The following is a 16,105-nucleotide window of genomic DNA, read 5'->3' on the forward strand; positions in this document are numbered from 1 at the left end:
GCAAGCCGGCCGACGGCAAAGTGTGGTCTCCGGGATGAGTTCCTCATGTTGCCCGGGCCTGAGCCGGTGGCCGGGCGGCTCCGGTCAAGGCCTCGAACGCCGCTGCCGGCCCCTTGTGGACCACGGAGAGTGGCGGACTGTGAAGAGTGGTACTGGTGTCTCCGACTTCTACTGCAACCAGGCGCTGTCAGGGAAGGTGCAGGTGGAGAAGGTCGCGGAGACGGATCGCGCTCTCGCCTTCCACCACACCAACCCGTCCTGTCCGGTGCACATCGTGGTGACCCCGAAGGAGCACGTGCCGTCGCTGACCGATCTGGGTAACTCCGGCGAGGACCTGCTGACCGAGGTCGTCCACCTGGTGCGCACGGTGGCCGCCCGGGTCGAACAAGAGCATGGATCGTGCTCGGTGACCACGAACGTGGGGCTGTACCAGGAGTCCAAGCACCTGCACTGGCACGTGACCTTCCGCGGCGAGACCGACGAACAGGTGCTCGCCACCTACGGACACCACGACGACTGAATCCTTGCCCGACGGCGCGAAAGGAGCGCTCGGGTACGGGCGGGCGCGATGCGTTGAGCCTGGGTGTGGCGCGATGGTCCACAGCACGTCGGCTTCCGGCCGGCGGCCTGCGGCCGGACGTCTACGAGGGGTGTCAGGGGCGGGCGTTAGGGTGCGTGGCCGTGGACGCTTCTGATCTTGATCACCGGGCCCGGACGCGGTCGGGTTGCATCCCGCCGGAGCTCGTGTCGCGGTTGCGCGAGCGCGGCCGTGTCGATGTGGTGGAGCAGCAGGCCGGGCGCGGGGAGTGGTTCTGTGCGCTGGCGTGGGCGCGGTCGCTGGGTGAACAGGGGGGCGGCAGGACGAGGCGCTGGAGGTGCTCGCCCCGTACCTGGCCACCGGCTGGTGGACGGCCGTCGTGGCCGTGGCCGAGTTGCTGGAGGGCTGGGGCCGGGGCGCGGAGGCGATGGAGATCGCGCGGGTCCGCATGGTGGCCGGGCACCCGATGGCGCTGGAGTTCTACGCGCGCTTGCTCGCTCGCCACGGCCGCGCCGACGAGGCGTTCGCTCTGCTGCGTCCGCACCTCGGCGAGCTGTCCCTTGCCGTGGCGATGGTCGACGTCGCCTGCTCTGCCGGCCGCGACGAGGAAGCCGCCGCGCTGCTCGCCGCCCTCACCCGGCACGAGTGTTCCGACTTGCCGTGGTGCTGCCGGGGCCTCGACCGTGACACGGTGAACGGGCTGATCGCCACGATCCGCGAGCGCCAGGGCCGCATCGACGAGGCGATCGCCCTCCTGCGCACCGGCAGCACCACGCGCCTCAACAACCGCGAGCAACTGGCCGCGTTGCTGGCGCGGCGGGGCCGGCTCGACGAGCTGCGGGCGGCGGCCGGGGCCGATGACTCGGGGTTACGCCGCACGGCAGCTCGCTGGGTTCCTGGAGGACATCGGCGACGTGGAGGGGGCGATCGCGGCGTACCGCAACGCTGACCCCGTGGCCGGTGGCCCGAACCGCGCTTTCGACCTCGCGCGGCTTCTGGTACGGCACGGCCGGGGCAGCGAAGCGATCGACGTGATGCGCGTCCAGGCCGACGCCCACAGCGGGGACGACTGGATCCTCCACGCCCTGGCCGGCCTGTATCTCGACCACGGGCGCCCGGAGGACGGCTTGGCGCACCTCGATAACCTGGCCGCCGCCCGCGGGGGCGAGGAGGAGTGGGACCTGTACTGGATGCGGCTGCCGCTGATCGCCGCCCGCGACGGCGTCGACGAAGCGGTCGCACAGGCCGGCTCCCACCCCGAGGGCCCCACCTCGTACGCGGCGCCGCACATCGCCGAGCTGCTCGCCGGCGCCGGCCGCACCGAGGAGGCTGTCGCCGTCCTCGAACCGCACGCCTCCACGAACCGCCATGACCTGGCCGGGTACCTCATCGACCTCGGCCGCATCGAGGACGCCTTGGCCGTCCTCCAACGGCGCGACCCCCCGCTGCCTGGGCCGACGGGCGGCCCCTGGTAAGACGACCCCCCGTTCTGAGGCCGCAGTGCGCGGCCGCAGGTCGATGAGGGGCAGAGCTCACGTGTTGTAGCCGCCGTGGGCGACCAGCACCGTTCCTACCTAGTGATCGATTCCAGGTTGTCGCAACAAAGATTGTTACGGCAGTCGTCGTAACTGTACTGGTTACGATCGTGTTGTCGAACGTAGGGTGTCCCCGTCGAGAGGAGGGGCCCATGAGCGCCAACAGCAGGTTGACGATCGCGGCCCACGCGCTGGCCTGGATCGGCCTCTACCAGCGCCAGGGCAACGACGTCGCCACCTCCGAGCAGATCGCGACCAGCGCCAACACCAATCCCGTGGTGATCAGGCGCCTGCTGGGCGAGCTGCGCCGAGCCGGTCTCGTGGAGTCCCGGCGGGGAGTGGGTGCGGGCTGGGCGCTCGCACGCGATCTGGGGTCGATCAACCTGCTCGATGTGTACGAGGCTGTGGAGCCCGGGCCCCTTTTCGCGCTGCACCGAGCCACCCCGGACCACGAATGCGTCGTCGGCAACGGCATCCAGCCGGCGATGCGAAGCGTCTACGACGGGATCGAGGAGACCGTGCGACGGGAGCTCTCCCGCGTCTCACTCGAGGACGTGCTGCGGGACGTCCTTGCCGCGCCCCGCTAGCGGCGGCGGCGCGACCTCACAGCCCGCACCGGCACAGGCCCAGGGGCCGCGAGCCATTGATGTCCGGCCCCGGGGCGGTGGCGTGGGCGCCCGCGTGGGCGTACGAACGTGTGCGCTATCGTGCCGCGAGGGCTCGGACAGGGTTCGTAGGGGGCCGTATCCGGCGAGCCGTGCGGGCGACACGGCCGGACCGACCTCACCCGTACGCCATCTCAGGGGGAAAGCCACCGTGCGACGAAGCCTCATCCTGTCCGCCGCGATCTCGACGATGCTCGGTGCCTCGTTCCTCGGGGCGACCGGGCCCGCTCACGGTGCCACCCCCGAACTTCGCGTACTCCGCGCCTACGGCGACTCCCGGCACCCGGGCGTCCTGCATGTCCGCACCTACTCGGACAGCCCGATCACCAAAGTCACCACCCACTTCTTCCTCGTGGGCAGTCCGGAGGGGACGCCGGAGGCCGGTTCTGTCGACGTCTTCAGCCCGGTCGGGGAGCCGGCCGAGAAGACCGCCGACTGGGAGACCCCGGTGCACCTGCCGGAACACGGCATGTACCGGATGACCGTCGACCTCGAGGACGCCTCCGGCGCCAAAGCCACGGGTCTCGTCGCCAGCCCCCAGGGGGTGATCCACTACCGGACGATGATGAGGATCCCCGATCTCACCGTCGCGCCGGCTGCCCCGGACTACTCCCACCAGCAGGTCACGGTCTCGGGCACGCTCTACGCCGAACCGCCCGGCGAGCCGGACGTGTCCGTCCCCGCCGGTGGCGAGGCGGTCGACATCGACACCGGCCATGGAGTGATCACCGCGACCACGGGCGCGGACGGACGGTTCTCCGCCGACTACGTCCCCGTCGCCCACGTCAGCGCGGTGTTCGCCCGGCACCGCTCCTCAGCCGCCGACCCCTACACGATCAACGCGGCGACGCCGTTGACGGACATCACCACGGTGCAGTCCAACACCAGGGTGTCGGTGAACACCCATACGCTGAACCTCGCCCAGGGCGCCACCGGCACCGTCACCGGTCTCGCGGAGATCCAGACGCCCCTCGGCTGGCGGCCACTGCCCGGCGCGTGGATCTCGGGCACGAACGCCCAGGGCGGGACGGAGATCGGCGGCGCCTTCACCGACAGCCAGGGCCGCTACACCTTGAAGGTGCCATCGAACACCCCCGCCCCCGCCGGCGAGGTCGTCCTCGGCGGCGCTGACGACCCGTTCGCGGCGAAGTCGACGCAGCCCCTGACCGTCCACGTGGCTTTCGCGACCGTCCTCAACGTCAAAGCCGGCCTGGACAACCGGTCCCGGCTCCACGTGGACGGCTCGGTGAAGTTCCAGGACAGCCGTGGGCACTGGCCCGCCAAAACGGCCGTCACGCTCGAGTACTCCAAGGACGGGAAGACCGGCTGGAAGGCCGTCGCCACCCTCCCGGTGACGATCCGCCACAACGAGCCCGGCGTCGCCGAGACCTTCACCCACACCCGCACGGCACCCGCCGACGGCTACTGGCGCACCCGATTCCAGGGCAGCCCCGATCTGGCGGCCGCGGTCACCAAGGGCGTGCACCTCTCCCGGAGCGCCACCCGGATCACCGGGTTCAACGCCTCGCCGGAACCTGTGCGCAAGGGCGACCACATCAAGGTGGGAGGCACCGTCCAGTACCGGAGCGGCACTACGTGGAAGGCGCTTCGCGACCTCCCGGTGTCCCTGTACTTCAAGCCCCGCGGCGCGAAGAGCTACCGGTACGTGCACGCCCTGGGCGTCGACGGAAAGGGCCGCTTCTTCAACCTGGAACGGGCAACCCAGGACGGTACCTGGGCGGTGACCTTCGACGACGCGACCGGGACGGGCTACCTCCTCAGCAACACGGCCGCCGACTTCGTCGACGTCCACCCGTAGTCAGGGCGCCTGTCGCGACCATGTTCTCCCGTCGGCGAGGATCGCGCGGGGAACGACCGCAGCCGTTCCCCGCCGATGCGCTCACAGTGCCTCCCCCCTCATTCAAGGGCGGCACGTCCCCGCCATAGGATCGCGTAGTGATGCAGCATGCAATGCTCCGCAAACTGGACAGAGTCATCGACTGGGCAGGGTTGATCCCGGCAGGGCTGCTGCTCTTCGTCGGCATACGGGACTACCGTGACGGCGGATCCTTGGGATGGCCGCTCCTCGGTGCCTCGCTCGTCCTGGTCAGCGTCTGGACGATCTACCGCGGGATGTCGCACGGTGGCGGAGGCAAAGCCACCGAGTCGCCCGAAGGCCAACGATGAGGAGCAGCGCGGCTCGTCGACTGACTGTCCGACTGCGCTATGACGACCCTGTACCCATGCGGACGCCCAGCGACGGCGGCGACCGATGCTTCGGGATGAATGGACCGCTCCATTAGGGTGCTCCACATGACCGGCGATCTTCCCGCCTGCCCCGAGTGCGGACAGCTCATGAAGTTCGGCGGCCTGGTGCTCTCCCAGCGGGAGGACGACGGCCGGCGGGTCTGCCGGTCACTGTGGAAGTGCCCCGAACGGCACGTCTGGTGGGGATGGGCCGACCGGACGGACGAGCCGTTGGAGATCTGCCCGGTGCCGCAGTTGTTCCGCTGACATCCAACGACGACATCAACCGCCGGAGCGGACGACGGAGTTCACGCGAGAGCCATTCCGGGAATGCGCCGGCGGATGGCCTCCATCTCGGCCTCGTCGGACACGCCCTGCCAGTCGTACCGGGGCGTGTAAGGGGCCTCCAGGGCGCGTACCTCGGTGTCGGTGAGTTCGATGTCGAGGGAGGCCACGGCCTGGTCGATCTGTCCGGTCGCACCAGCGCCGACCAGTGGCGCGGTGACGACCGGCCGGCGTCGCAGCCAGGCCAGCGCGACCTGGGCGCGGCTGACGCCGTGGGCGTCCGCGACCTGTCCGACCGCGTCGATGATCGCGTGGTTGGATGCCTCCTGTTCCGGCGAGTAGAGCAGATCCGCGTAGGCGCCGTCCGTCTCGGAGCGCGCCGTCGAGCGGGCGTCGTCCCACGCGCGGGTGAGGCGGCCGCGGGCCAGAGGCGACCAGATGATCGTGCCGACGCCCTCGTCCAGGCACAACGGGATCATCTCCCGCTCCTCCTCGCGGGCGAGGAGGTTGTAGTGGTTCTGCATCGACACGAACCGCGCCCAGCCGTGCTGCTTCTGCAGGTTCAACGCCTTCGCGAACTCCCAGGCATGCATGGACGAGGCGCCGAGATAGCGCACCTTGCCCGCCTTGACCAGGTCGCTGAGGGCTTCGAGGGTCTCCTCCAGCGGCGTAGCGTGGTCGTTGCGATGCACCTGGTACAGGTCGATGTAGTCGGTTCCCAGGCGGCGCAGCGAATGGTCGACCTCGGTCATGATCGCCTTGCGCGACAGCCCCCGCCCGTTCGGCCCCAGCCGCATCGGATGGCGCAGTTTCGTGGCGATCACCACGGCATCGCGGTCGGCGAAGTCCTTGAGCGCTCGGCCGAGGATCTCCTCACTGGAACCGTTGGAGTACATGTTCGCGGTGTCGAAGAAGTTGATCCCCGCCTCGAGCGCGTGCCTGATGAGCGGGCGCGCGTCCTGCTCGCCCTTCGACCAGACGGGGTGACCGCGGTCGGGCTCGCCGTAGCTCATCGCACCGATCGCGATGGGGGACACGTCGAGACCGGTGGTGCCGAACTTGATGTAGCGCATGACGCTCCTTAGAGTATGTGGAGAACTCTCCATTTAACGTAGTGGAGAACTCTCCACTTAGCAATGTGAGGTCCCATGGCCCGTTCGGACGCCCGCGAGAACAGGGCGCGCATCCTGGCCGCCGCACGCGATGCGCTCGCGGCGGACGGCAGCACGTCCATGAACCAGATCGGCCGGAGCGCGGGGGTCGGCGCGGGCACCCTGTACCGCAACTTCCCCACACGCGAGTCGCTCGTCCTGGCCGTCTACCAGGACGAGGTGGCACGCATCGTCGACACCGTCCCCGACCTGCTCGCCGCGATGCCGCCGCTGGAAGCGCTCCGCCACTGGACTACCGACCTCGTCGAGGCCATGCGCAAGAAGCACGGCCTCGGCGACGCCCTGAGCCCGGGCGCCCACCAGACGATCAGCGAGCAGAGCTACGGTCCGGTCATCGCCGCGATCTCCGCACTCCTCGACGCCGGCAAGAAGGACGAGAGCATCCGCCAGGACGCCGACCCGGCCGATTTCCTCCAACTCACCGGCGCGTTGTGGCGTGCCGCGTCCAGCCCCGAGGACCGGGCACCCCACATGCTCGCGCTCATCCTCGACGGACTCCGCACGCGCCGGTAGACGACCCGCACGCGCCGCCTTGCAGGCAGTCGGCACCCCGGACTGTGGCGCCCTTCAACCGGTCGGCGACGCTCGCGCGCGAACCGTTCCGGTTATCAGCAGTGGTGTGAGGACTTGCCGGCCGGGGTCAGCCCGTGGCCGTGGTGCGTGCGCTTGCCGACGTTCAGGCCGGGGAAGATGCCCACGCGCCTGGTCACTTCGGGCCGTAGTGCAGCTGGAGGAAAGCCTCCATCGCCGCGTCGACGCCGTCGTGGTCACCGGTGGCGAGCAGGTCGAGCAGCAGGCCGCGGACGGTGGCGAGTCCCAGTCTGGCGCGGGTACGGGCCAGGGCGGGGTCGGTGCCCGTGGCGATCTCGGCGGCCGCTAGGGGCTCCAGCCAGTCGCTGACGAGCCCTTCGAGGGCGGGAACGGCTTCGGGCCGGCCCCGCAGTGCCTGTACGTAGATCTCGAAGAAGAGCTGCTCCTGATGGGCGAGCCGGGGGTCCGTCAGCTGTTGCCAGAGCAGACGCGCGGCGTCGATGGGCGGGAGGCCGGGTTGCAGGTGCAGCCGTGACAGCAGATCACGCTGGCGCTGCTCCGAGGTGCGGACGATCTCGACGAGGAGGTGTTCCTTGGAACCGAAGCATGCCGCGAGGGTACCGAACGAACCAGATCTTTACATCGAACGCATCCTCGCCCCGCCTGGTCGCCGGCTCCGCCCGCCTGTGACTCACTGACCTTGGCTGATCATGTCGTTGGTGCTATGCCGTATTCATGAGCACTGGGCGAGGGGCCGGTGACTTTCACGGGTGCGGGAGCAGAGGCGTCTGACGGCGGGCCAATTTTTCGAACAGGGTGGCCGGTCGGATGCGGAGATCGCCCGCCTGCTGGGGGTGAGCGCGCAGGCGGTGCACAACTGGCACCACGCCTGGAACCAGGGCGGTTCGGAGGCCCTGCTCGGGCACGGGATCGCCGGCGCGCAGTGCGCTCTGGACGAGAACCAGCGCCAGGAGTTGAGGGAACTGCTGCGGGCCGGCGCCAAGGACTACAGCTTCGCCACGGACGGCTGGACCCTGGCCCGGGTCCGCCGCGTGATCATCGAACGGTTCTCGGTGGTCTACGGCTCCCTGTCTGGAGTTAGCCGGCTGCTGCACCACATGGGCTTCACCCCGCAAGTGCCTGCCCGCCAGGCCGCCGAGCGGGACGCGGACGCGATCCAGGAGTGGGTGGAGACCCAGTGGCCGGAGATCGCAAAAGGGGGGCCTCCGGAGCCTGGTTCTGTTTCCAGGACGAGGCCGGAACCTCGCTGACCGGCGCCGTTGTCCGCACCTGGGCACCGGCCGGGCAGACCCCGGTGCTGACGGTCGTCAAGGGCCGCCAGCCGAAACTGTTCATGGCCGCGCTGGCCTGTTACCGCCCAGGCGAGCCCCCACGGCTGATCTACCGGACCCGCACCGGCTGGTACCGCGACCGCGACCTGATCCCGCTGCTCGACCAGGCCCACCAGGCCCTCGGCGCCCCGATCGTGCTGATCTGGGACAACCTGGCCGGACACCACAGCCGCTGGATGCGACGCTCGATCGACGGCCGCGACTGGCTGACCGTCCACTACCTGCCCGCCTACGCCCCCGACCTCAACCCCGTCGAACAGGTCTGGGCCCACCTCAAACGCACCGCCCTGGCCAACCTCGCCGCCCTCAACCTCGACGAACTCACCCACGCCGTTCGAACAGGACTCCGCCACATCCAGCACCGTCCCGCCCTGCTGACCGCCTTCCTCGCCCACACCGGACTCGAAATCCACCCAACATCAACCCGATCAGCAAAGCTCGGTCAGTCCCGAACGAAGCGCGCGGACTCGTTCCGTCACAAGTCGGTCCCGCTGAAGGGGTTGCGCTGCAGCCGCCCCTGGAAGGTACGTACCAGGAACTCCACGATGCCGCAGTCGTAGCGTGTCCACGCCGCTTCATCGGGACCGTGGTGTCTGCGTCGGACGACGACGGACCAGTCGTCCGGCTCGCCGGCGGTGGTCCAGAACGCGCCGTCGCCGTCGGGGGTGCCACCCCACAGGAGCAAGCCGCCCTTCACCAGGTACTCCGGGTAGATGCCCTGCACGCCTTCTTCCTGGTGGGCCTGATCCGGACAGACCCCGGGGCCCCTTCCGATCTCGGCGGCACGGACCGGCGGCATGATCACGAGGTAGTCGGAGATATCGCCCGTCCGTACGTCTCCATGAGCCACAGATAGTCAGTGGGCAACCCGGTCCCATAGCCCTGGACGATCTCCTGCGGACTCAGGAGTTCGGCCCACTTCCCGGCGGGCGGCTCGAGGAGCCGTACCAGCTCGTCCCTCAGTGACATCGACGCCCCCACTCCTCGCGCGACACCCGGTCACGTCGCCACCGGCTCCATCCCGGGGCCTGCCCAACCTACCCAACGGGCTGTGGCGGGCCGCTCGCGGCTGTGGTGACCGGAGCCCTGCCGGTCGCCGACGTGGGCGGCCGGTGCGCACGGCCTTGCGAGGGCCGCGGGCCCGGTGCCCGGGCTGGTGTGCGTGGCTGTCCGGGGACGGTACCCGGGCCCCGGGTATGGGGCAGGGCTGCGTGTCAGTGCATGTCCAGTCCGCCGTTGACCACGGCGGTGGTGCCGGTCATGAAGGCGTTGACCTCGGAGGCATAGAAGGCGACGGCCTGGGCGACGTCCGCGGGCCGTGCGAGCCGGCCGAGGGGGGTGGCTTCCACCTGCCGCTGCTTGAGCCTGTCGTCCAGGACGTCCGCGGAGATACGGGTGTCCTCCACGGGGCCGGGTGCGACGACATTGACGGTGACGCCCCGCGGTCCCAACTCCTGGGCGAGGTAGCGGGCGAACTGTTCCAGCGCGGCCTTGGCCGTGCCGAGTGCGATCATGCCCTCCCGGGGCCGGCGGCTGAGGCCGGTGCCGAGGTAGACGATGCGTCCCCACCCTTGTCCTGTCATCGCCGGCAGGACGGCCTTGGTGACGGTGAACGCGGCGTGCATCTCGGCGTCGATCTTGCCGCCCAGTTCCTCCCACGTCATGTCCTGGAACGACCTGACCGCATAGGGGATGAGCGCGTTGTGCACCAGCACGTCGATGCCGCCCCATGCCGCCTGCACCTGCTCCGTCAAACCCGCGACGGCCGCTTCCTCGCGCACGTCGGCCTGCACGGCCATGGCCTGGCCGCCCGTGGCTGTAATGTCCGCCACGACCTCCTCGGCACCCTTGGCGCTGTGGAGGTAGTCGACCACGACGCGCATCCCGCGTGCGGCCAGGAGGCGCGCGGTGGCTGCGCCGATCCCGCTGCTGGCGCCCGTCACCAACGCCACCCTCGCGTTCGCTGAAATCATGGCCCGGTTCCTCCTGGTGGTCGCGGCCTTAGGGGTCACAGCGCTGGGATGTTCACGGCCGACGGCGGGGCGGCTGTGCGGCGGTCCGGTGGATCGCCGCCTGGGAGCACGGGTGCCGGCGGTCGGCGGCGGTCGGTTCGCCGCAGTCCGGTCCGGTTCGCCCTCCATCTGCTGCATCATCCACTGACGTAGCATCACATCGTCGGACCCCGGGGCGAGCTGAGCCGCGCCGATCAACCCGAGCCCGCGTCGGGCGCGATGAGGGGCCGTCGGGTCCACGCGCCGTGCAGATGTCCTGCGCACCCTGGGTCGCCGGTACCCCGCGCGATGTGAACCCTGCTCCGTTGCCCCACCCTCACCCCTGCGCCAGGGCATCCGCTGTGACCGGCGAAGCACGAGCCGGTCCGCCGCTACCCGCTCGCCGCCCCGCATTACGCCGCGCAGCCACCACGCAACGGCGAGTGCACGCCCGCCCCGGTACGGCCGTGACGGCTCGCGAGCGCCGGGGGGTGGGTCTTGACGGAGGTGCGACCCCTGCCTAGAGTCGTTCATAATCCCGATGTGAGTTCGAGATAATGAACAGAACGGTCGTGTGATGGTCCAGACGCAAGCTTTGGCGGGGACGCGGGTGATCGACGCGGCCACGATGGTGGCGGGTCCGCTGGGGGCGTCGATCCTGGCGGACTTCGGCGCCGACGTCGTCAAGGTGGAGCCCGTCGCGGGGGACGAGTCCCGGACGTTCGGGCCCGGTCGTGACGGCATGAGCGGGGTGTACTCCGGGGTCAACCGCAACAAGCGGGCGATCGCGCTCGATCTGCGGACCGACGAGGGCCGGGAGCTCTTCCACGAGCTGTGCGCGGGCGCGGACGTGCTGATCGAGAACATGCTGCCCGGGGTGCGCGAGCGGTTCGGCCTGACTCCCGAGGACCTCCGGGAGCGGCACCCCCACCTGATCTGCCTCAGTGTCAGCGGCTACGGCGAGAGCGGGCCGCTGGCCGGGCGACCGGCGCTGGATCCCGTGGCCCAGGCCCTCACCGGGCTGATGCAGGCCACGGGTGAAGCCCAGGGGCTCCCCATCAAGGCCGGTCCGCCGATCGCCGACAGTGCGTCCGGTTTCCTGGTCGCCGTCGCGGCGCTGGTCGCGTTGTTGGCCAAGCAGCGCACCGGAGCCGGCCAGCACGGGGCGGTGTCGCTCGTCGGCTCACTGTTCCACTTGCAATCGCCCTGGCTGGGCCAGTACCTGCTGGCCGATCACGTGCAGTCGCGCGTCGGCAACGCCAGCAACTTCTACGCTCCGTACAACGCCTACCGGACCCGCGACGGCGGGACGGTGCACGTGGTGGCCTTCAACGATCGTCACTTCGACCGGTTGGCGCGGGCCGCGGACGCCGAGCAGCTCCTCGACGACGCAAGGTTCGCCGATGCCGCCGGCAGGCTCTCCCACCGTGAGGAGCTCGACGCGGCGCTGGCCCCCTGGTTCGCCGGGCGCGACCGCGACGACATCGTCGAGGTGCTCACCGAACAGGACGTCATCTGCGCCCCTGTCCTGACGTACGACGAGGCCGTGGCCCATCCCCAGATCCGTGCGCTGGACCTGGTGGTCGACGTCACGCACGAAACCCTGGGCCCGCTGCGGGTGCCGGGCGTCCCCATCAAGCTGTCGGCGACCCCCGGTCGGGTGGAACGGCCGCCGACGTCGCTGGGCGAGCACACCGCCGAGCTGCTGAAAGAGCTCGGGCACGACGACGAGGACATCGCGGGGCTGCTGGCCGCCCGCGTCGTCCGCTGATTCAGCCACTTCCCCGAAGGAGCAGCACATGAAGGTTGGCATCAGGATCCCCGGCGCCGGTCCCTGGGCCGGACCGGACGCGATCAGCGAGGTCTCCCGGTACGCGGAGAAGATCGGGTTCGACTCGCTGTTCATGACCGACCACGTGGCCCTGCCCACCAAGGTGGACACGCCGTACCCCTACACCGAGGACGGCAAGTTCCTCTGGGCGCCCGAGACGCCGTACCTGGACTGTCTGACGGCATTGACCTGGGCGGCGGCGGCGACGGAGACCGTCGAGCTCGGCACGTCCTGCCTGATCCTCCCGTGGCGGCCGCTGGTGCAGACGTCGAAGACGCTGGTGAGCATCGACGTCCTGTCGAAGGGCCGGCTGTCCGTCGCCATCGGCGTCGGATGGATGAAGGAGCAGTTCGCGGCCCTGGATGCGCCCTTCAAGGACCGGGGGCGTCGCGTGACCGAGATGGTCAACGCGATGCGGCAGATGTGGTCCGACGACGAAGTCGACTTCGACGGCGAGTTCTACAACCTGCACGACTTCAAGATGTACCCCAAGCCCGTACGCGGCACCATCCCGATCTGGTTCGCCGGGTACAGCGAGGCGTCGTTCCGGCGGATAGCCGCCATCGGCGACGGCTGGCACCCGCTGGCGATCGGTCCCGAGGAGTACGCCGCCCACCTCGCCACCCTCCGTGCGTACGTGGAGCGGGCCGGCCGGGACATGAGCGAGATCACCCTGACGGCGCGCCCGCTGCGCAAGGCCCCTTACAACGCCGAGACCATCGAGGCCTACGCCGACCTGGGTGTCACCCACTTCGTCTGCGACACCTCGTTCGAGCACGCGACGCTCGAGTCCGCGATGGAGGAGCTCCAGGCCCTCGCGGAGGCCGTCCTGCCGACCGCTCATCGCCTTCCCTGACGCCCGAGCGAAAGCGACATCGATCATGCGTGCCCTGACCCCCAATGTTCCGCTGGTCATCGGTGACCGGCTCACAGACGCCTCGACCGGGGCGACCTTCGACACCGTCAACCCCGCCGACGGCAGCCGCATCGCGGCGGTGGCCGAGGCCACCGTGGACGACGTCGGCCGCGCCGTCGAAGCCGCGCGCAAAGGTGCCAAGGCCTGGCAGCGGCTCCGGCCGTCCCAGCGCACCCGCCTGATGCTGCGCCTGGCGGCACTGGTCGAGACGCACAAGGACGAGCTCGCCGAACTGCAGACGCGCGACATGGGCAAGCCCATCCGCGAGTCGCGCTCCATCGACCTGCCCATCATGGTCGAGACCCTGGAGTACTTCGCCGGTCTGGTCACGAAGATCGAGGGGAGGACCACCCCGGCTCCCGGCCGCTTCCTCAACTACACGCTGCGAGAGCCGATCGGCGTGGTCGGCGCGATCACGCCGTGGAACTTCCCCGCCGTGCAGTCGGTCTGGAAGATCGCGCCGGCACTGGCGACGGGCAACGCCATCGTCCTCAAGCCCGCCCAGCTGGCGCCCCTGGTCTCGGTCGCCCTGGGGGAGCTGGCCCTCGAGGCCGGTATCCCGCCCGGGGTCGTCAACGTCCTGCCAGGCCGGGGCTCGGTGGCAGGGAACGCGCTCGTCCAGCACCCGCTCGTCGGCAAGATCACCTTCACCGGGTCCACCGAGGTCGGCCAGGAGATCGGCCGCATGGCCGCCGAACGGCTCATCACCACCTCGCTGGAGCTCGGCGGGAAGTCCGCCCTGGTCGCCTTCGCCGACGCCTCCCCGAAGGCGGTCGCCGACGTGGCCTTCCAGGCCATGTACGGCAACCAGGGCGAGACGTGTACCGCCCCCAGCCGGCTGCTGGTCGAACGGCCGGTCTACGACGAGGTCGTCGAACTGCTCAGAGCCCGGGTCGAGTCGGCCAAGGTCGGTGACCCCCTCGACCCGGAGACGGAGATCGGTCCCCTCATCAGCGCCCAGCACCGCCGCTCGGTCCACTCCTACGTCACCTCCGGTGTCGAAGAGGGCGCGCTCCTGCTGGCGGGAAGCGCGGAACACCCCGATGACGAGCCCGGCCGCGGCTTCTTCTACCAGCCCGCGTTGTTCACCGACGTGACGCCGGACATGCGGATAGCCCGCGACGAGATCTTCGGACCCGTCCTCGCGGTGCTGCCGTTCGAGGGTGAGGACCAGGCGCTCTCGATGGCGAACGACACGATGTACGGCCTTGCCGCCGGGATCTTCACCCGCGACGTCGGAAGGGCGCTGCGGTTCGCCGGGTCCCTGGACGCCGGCAACGTCTGGATCAACAGCTGGGGCGTGCTCAACCCCGCCTCCCCGTACCGCGGCTTCCGCGACAGCGGACACGGCAGCGATCTGGGACAGAGCGCGATCGAGAGCTTCACGAAGGAGAAGAGCGTATGGGCGCGCCTCGACTAGCGCCGGACTCCGCGGGCGTTCCGACCGTCTCACGACTGCGGGAGCTGCGCGGCGTACCACGGTGGTCACCCGCGCCGGACTACTCGATCACCCACGACGCGCTCTTCGCGCAGGATCCGGACGCCGTGGCCCTCCTCACGGCCGGACCACGCGCGCAGGCACGGATCACCTTCGGCGAGGTCCAGCGCGCCGCGCTGCGGATCGGGGGCGTCCTGCGCGCACACGGCGTGCGGCCTGGTGATCGCGTGGCCATGTACCTCGACCCCTCACCCGCCGCCGCGGAGGTCGTCTTCGGGGTGCTGGCCGCGGGGGCCGTGCTGCTTCCGATCCCGCGACTCCTGACCGGCACCTCCGTCGCGCACCGCCTCGGCGACTCGGGCGCGAAGGTGCTCGTCTCCGACGGTGCGGGGCTCAACCGGCTGAGGGCGACCGGATGCGCGGTCGAGGACCTCGTCGTCCTGACCGTCGACGGTGCCGAGGGCCGCGACATCGGTGAAGAGCCGGTCGACGCTCCCTTGGGCGCCCCCTGCCCCGCTGGCCCGACGCGGCCGGCCCTGCTGCTGTACACCTCCGGGACCAGCGGTCCGCCCAAGGGCATCGTCCACGGTCACCAGGTGCTGCTCGGCCACGCGGGAGTGGACTGCGCGTTCGAGTTCTTCGAGGCGGGGGACGTCTACTACGGAACAGCCGACTGGGGATGGATCGGCGGCCTCCTGCTGGGCCTCCTGGTCCCGTGGTCCTTCGGCGTCCCGGTGGTCGCGCACCGACAGGCGCGCTTCGACCCGGATGCCACGCTCGACCTCTTCGCGCGGTGCGGCGTCACCACCGCGTTCCTGCCGCCGTCGGTCCTGCGCCTCCTCCAGGCCAACGACCGGGCCCCGGAACGCCGGTTGCGTGCCGTCGTCACCGGCGGTGAGCCGGCCGGGCGTTCCGAGATGGCCTGGGCCCGGCGGCATCTGGCCCGAGCCGTCAACAAGGCGTACGGGCAGACCGAGGCCAACGCGCTCATCGGTGACTCGGGGGTCCTCGGCTCGGTCGACGACGACACGATGGGGGCCCCCTATCCCGGCCACCGGATCGCGCTCCTCGACGACAGCGGCCGGGAGGTCGGCCCGGGCCAGGTGGGTGAGATCGCCGTGGGACTGCCGGATCCCGTCGCCCTGCTGGGGGTGTGGGACGCGGGGTCGGAACGACCGCTGCCGCCCGCGGTCCCCTGGCACCGGACGGGCGATCTGGCGCGGCGCGCGTACGGGCGGCGACTGGAATACCTCGGCCGTGCCGACGACGTCATCAAGAGCCGCGGTTACCGGATCGGACCGTCGGAGATCGAGGACGCCGTCCTGAAGCACGCCCTCGTCGCCGAAGCGGCCGCGGTCGGAGTGCCGGACGACGAACTCGGCCAACACGTGAAGGTCTTCCTCCGACTCGTGGACGGCGGACCCGCCGAGTTCGGAGCCTCGCTCCGCGCCGAGCTGTGCGACCTGGTGGCGGCGTCGGTCGGGCCGCATGCCAGACCCCGGGAGTTCGAGTTGGTGGCGGCCCTGCCGAGGACCGAGACCGGGAAGCTGCTCAGGCGCCGGCTCACCTCACCCTCGCACTGACACACGACCACCCGTCCGGGA

At 70.2% G+C, this 16,105-nt stretch carries 17 protein-coding genes; 14 read left to right on the plus strand and 3 right to left on the minus strand.

Annotated elements, in window-relative coordinates:
• Positions 1-139 precede the first annotated feature (139 nt).
• From ACFZAU_RS25155 to ACFZAU_RS25185, 7 genes are all read left to right on the plus strand, one after another.
• On the plus strand, positions 140-520 hold the full coding sequence (locus tag ACFZAU_RS25155; protein WP_500554056.1) for an HIT family protein: 381 nt from the start codon (positions 140-142) through the stop codon (positions 518-520).
• A gap of 355 nt (positions 521-875) precedes the next feature.
• Positions 876-1,487, plus strand: coding sequence for a hypothetical protein (locus ACFZAU_RS25160; protein WP_500554057.1), 612 nt, complete (start codon positions 876-878; stop codon positions 1,485-1,487).
• Positions 1,488-1,491: 4 nt separating this feature from the next.
• Positions 1,492-2,013: a tetratricopeptide repeat protein gene (locus tag ACFZAU_RS25165; RefSeq protein ID WP_500554058.1), complete on the plus strand. Its 522-nt coding sequence runs from the start codon at positions 1,492-1,494 to the stop codon at positions 2,011-2,013.
• Between the two features lie 212 nt (positions 2,014-2,225).
• Positions 2,226-2,660: an Rrf2 family transcriptional regulator gene (locus ACFZAU_RS25170; RefSeq protein WP_499601295.1), complete on the plus strand. Its 435-nt coding sequence runs from the start codon at positions 2,226-2,228 to the stop codon at positions 2,658-2,660.
• A gap of 229 nt (positions 2,661-2,889) precedes the next feature.
• The gene (locus ACFZAU_RS25175; protein ID WP_500554059.1) at positions 2,890-4,557 is read left to right on the plus strand and encodes a hypothetical protein; all 1,668 of its coding nucleotides are present in this window, start codon (positions 2,890-2,892) and stop codon (positions 4,555-4,557) included.
• Between the two features lie 140 nt (positions 4,558-4,697).
• Positions 4,698-4,925, plus strand: a complete 228-nt coding sequence (locus ACFZAU_RS25180) for a hypothetical protein (protein ID WP_500554094.1) — start codon at positions 4,698-4,700, stop codon at positions 4,923-4,925.
• Positions 4,926-5,051: 126 nt separating this feature from the next.
• Positions 5,052-5,252, plus strand: coding sequence for a dehydrogenase (locus tag ACFZAU_RS25185; protein WP_500554060.1), 201 nt, complete (start codon positions 5,052-5,054; stop codon positions 5,250-5,252).
• A 41-nt stretch (positions 5,253-5,293) separates the two neighbouring features.
• Here ACFZAU_RS25185 and ACFZAU_RS25190 read toward each other — a convergent pair whose 3' ends face one another.
• Positions 5,294-6,343 carry an aldo/keto reductase gene (locus tag ACFZAU_RS25190; RefSeq protein ID WP_500554061.1) on the minus strand — a complete coding sequence of 350 codons (1,050 nt, stop codon included), beginning with the start codon at positions 6,341-6,343 and terminating at the stop codon, positions 5,294-5,296.
• 75 nt (positions 6,344-6,418) lie between these two features.
• On the opposite strand from ACFZAU_RS25190, the gene ACFZAU_RS25195 reads away from it, so the two are divergent.
• From ACFZAU_RS25195 to ACFZAU_RS25205, 3 genes are all read left to right on the plus strand, one after another.
• Positions 6,419-6,955 carry a TetR/AcrR family transcriptional regulator gene (locus ACFZAU_RS25195; protein ID WP_500554062.1) on the plus strand — a complete coding sequence of 179 codons (537 nt, stop codon included), beginning with the start codon at positions 6,419-6,421 and terminating at the stop codon, positions 6,953-6,955.
• A 788-nt stretch (positions 6,956-7,743) separates the two neighbouring features.
• Complete coding sequence (locus tag ACFZAU_RS25200; RefSeq protein ID WP_500554063.1) at positions 7,744-8,244, plus strand: winged helix-turn-helix domain-containing protein; 501 nt, start codon at positions 7,744-7,746, stop codon at positions 8,242-8,244.
• Positions 8,172-8,885 carry an IS630 family transposase gene (locus ACFZAU_RS25205; protein WP_500554064.1) on the plus strand — a complete coding sequence of 238 codons (714 nt, stop codon included), beginning with the start codon at positions 8,172-8,174 and terminating at the stop codon, positions 8,883-8,885. Before ACFZAU_RS25200 ends, ACFZAU_RS25205 begins: the two co-directional genes overlap by 73 nt.
• Before the next feature lie 241 nt (positions 8,886-9,126).
• On the opposite strand, the gene ACFZAU_RS25210 is transcribed toward ACFZAU_RS25205, so the two are convergent.
• Positions 9,127-9,294 (minus strand): hypothetical protein, encoded by a 168-nt coding sequence (locus ACFZAU_RS25210; protein ID WP_500554065.1) that lies wholly within the window; start codon positions 9,292-9,294, stop codon positions 9,127-9,129.
• Positions 9,295-9,539: 245 nt separating this feature from the next.
• Positions 9,540-10,298: an SDR family NAD(P)-dependent oxidoreductase gene (locus ACFZAU_RS25215; RefSeq protein WP_500554066.1), complete on the minus strand. Its 759-nt coding sequence runs from the start codon at positions 10,296-10,298 to the stop codon at positions 9,540-9,542.
• Positions 10,299-10,893: 595 nt separating this feature from the next.
• On the opposite strand from ACFZAU_RS25215, the gene ACFZAU_RS25220 reads away from it, so the two are divergent.
• From ACFZAU_RS25220 to ACFZAU_RS25235, 4 genes are read left to right on the plus strand one after another with little or no spacing between them, the layout of a single operon-like run.
• On the plus strand, positions 10,894-12,087 hold the full coding sequence (locus tag ACFZAU_RS25220) for a CaiB/BaiF CoA transferase family protein (RefSeq protein WP_500554067.1): 1,194 nt from the start codon (positions 10,894-10,896) through the stop codon (positions 12,085-12,087).
• Positions 12,088-12,115: 28 nt separating this feature from the next.
• On the plus strand, positions 12,116-13,003 hold the full coding sequence (locus ACFZAU_RS25225; protein ID WP_500554068.1) for a TIGR03619 family F420-dependent LLM class oxidoreductase: 888 nt from the start codon (positions 12,116-12,118) through the stop codon (positions 13,001-13,003).
• 25 nt (positions 13,004-13,028) lie between these two features.
• Positions 13,029-14,483, plus strand: coding sequence for an aldehyde dehydrogenase family protein (locus ACFZAU_RS25230; protein ID WP_500554069.1), 1,455 nt, complete (start codon positions 13,029-13,031; stop codon positions 14,481-14,483).
• Positions 14,465-16,084 (plus strand): AMP-binding protein, encoded by a 1,620-nt coding sequence (locus ACFZAU_RS25235; protein WP_500554070.1) that lies wholly within the window; start codon positions 14,465-14,467, stop codon positions 16,082-16,084. Before ACFZAU_RS25230 ends, ACFZAU_RS25235 begins: the two co-directional genes overlap by 19 nt.
• Positions 16,085-16,105 lie beyond the last annotated feature (21 nt).

Origin of the sequence: Streptomyces sp. NPDC008238, assembly GCF_042956445.1 — a bacterium.
Classification (GTDB): domain Bacteria; phylum Actinomycetota; class Actinomycetes; order Streptomycetales; family Streptomycetaceae; genus Actinacidiphila.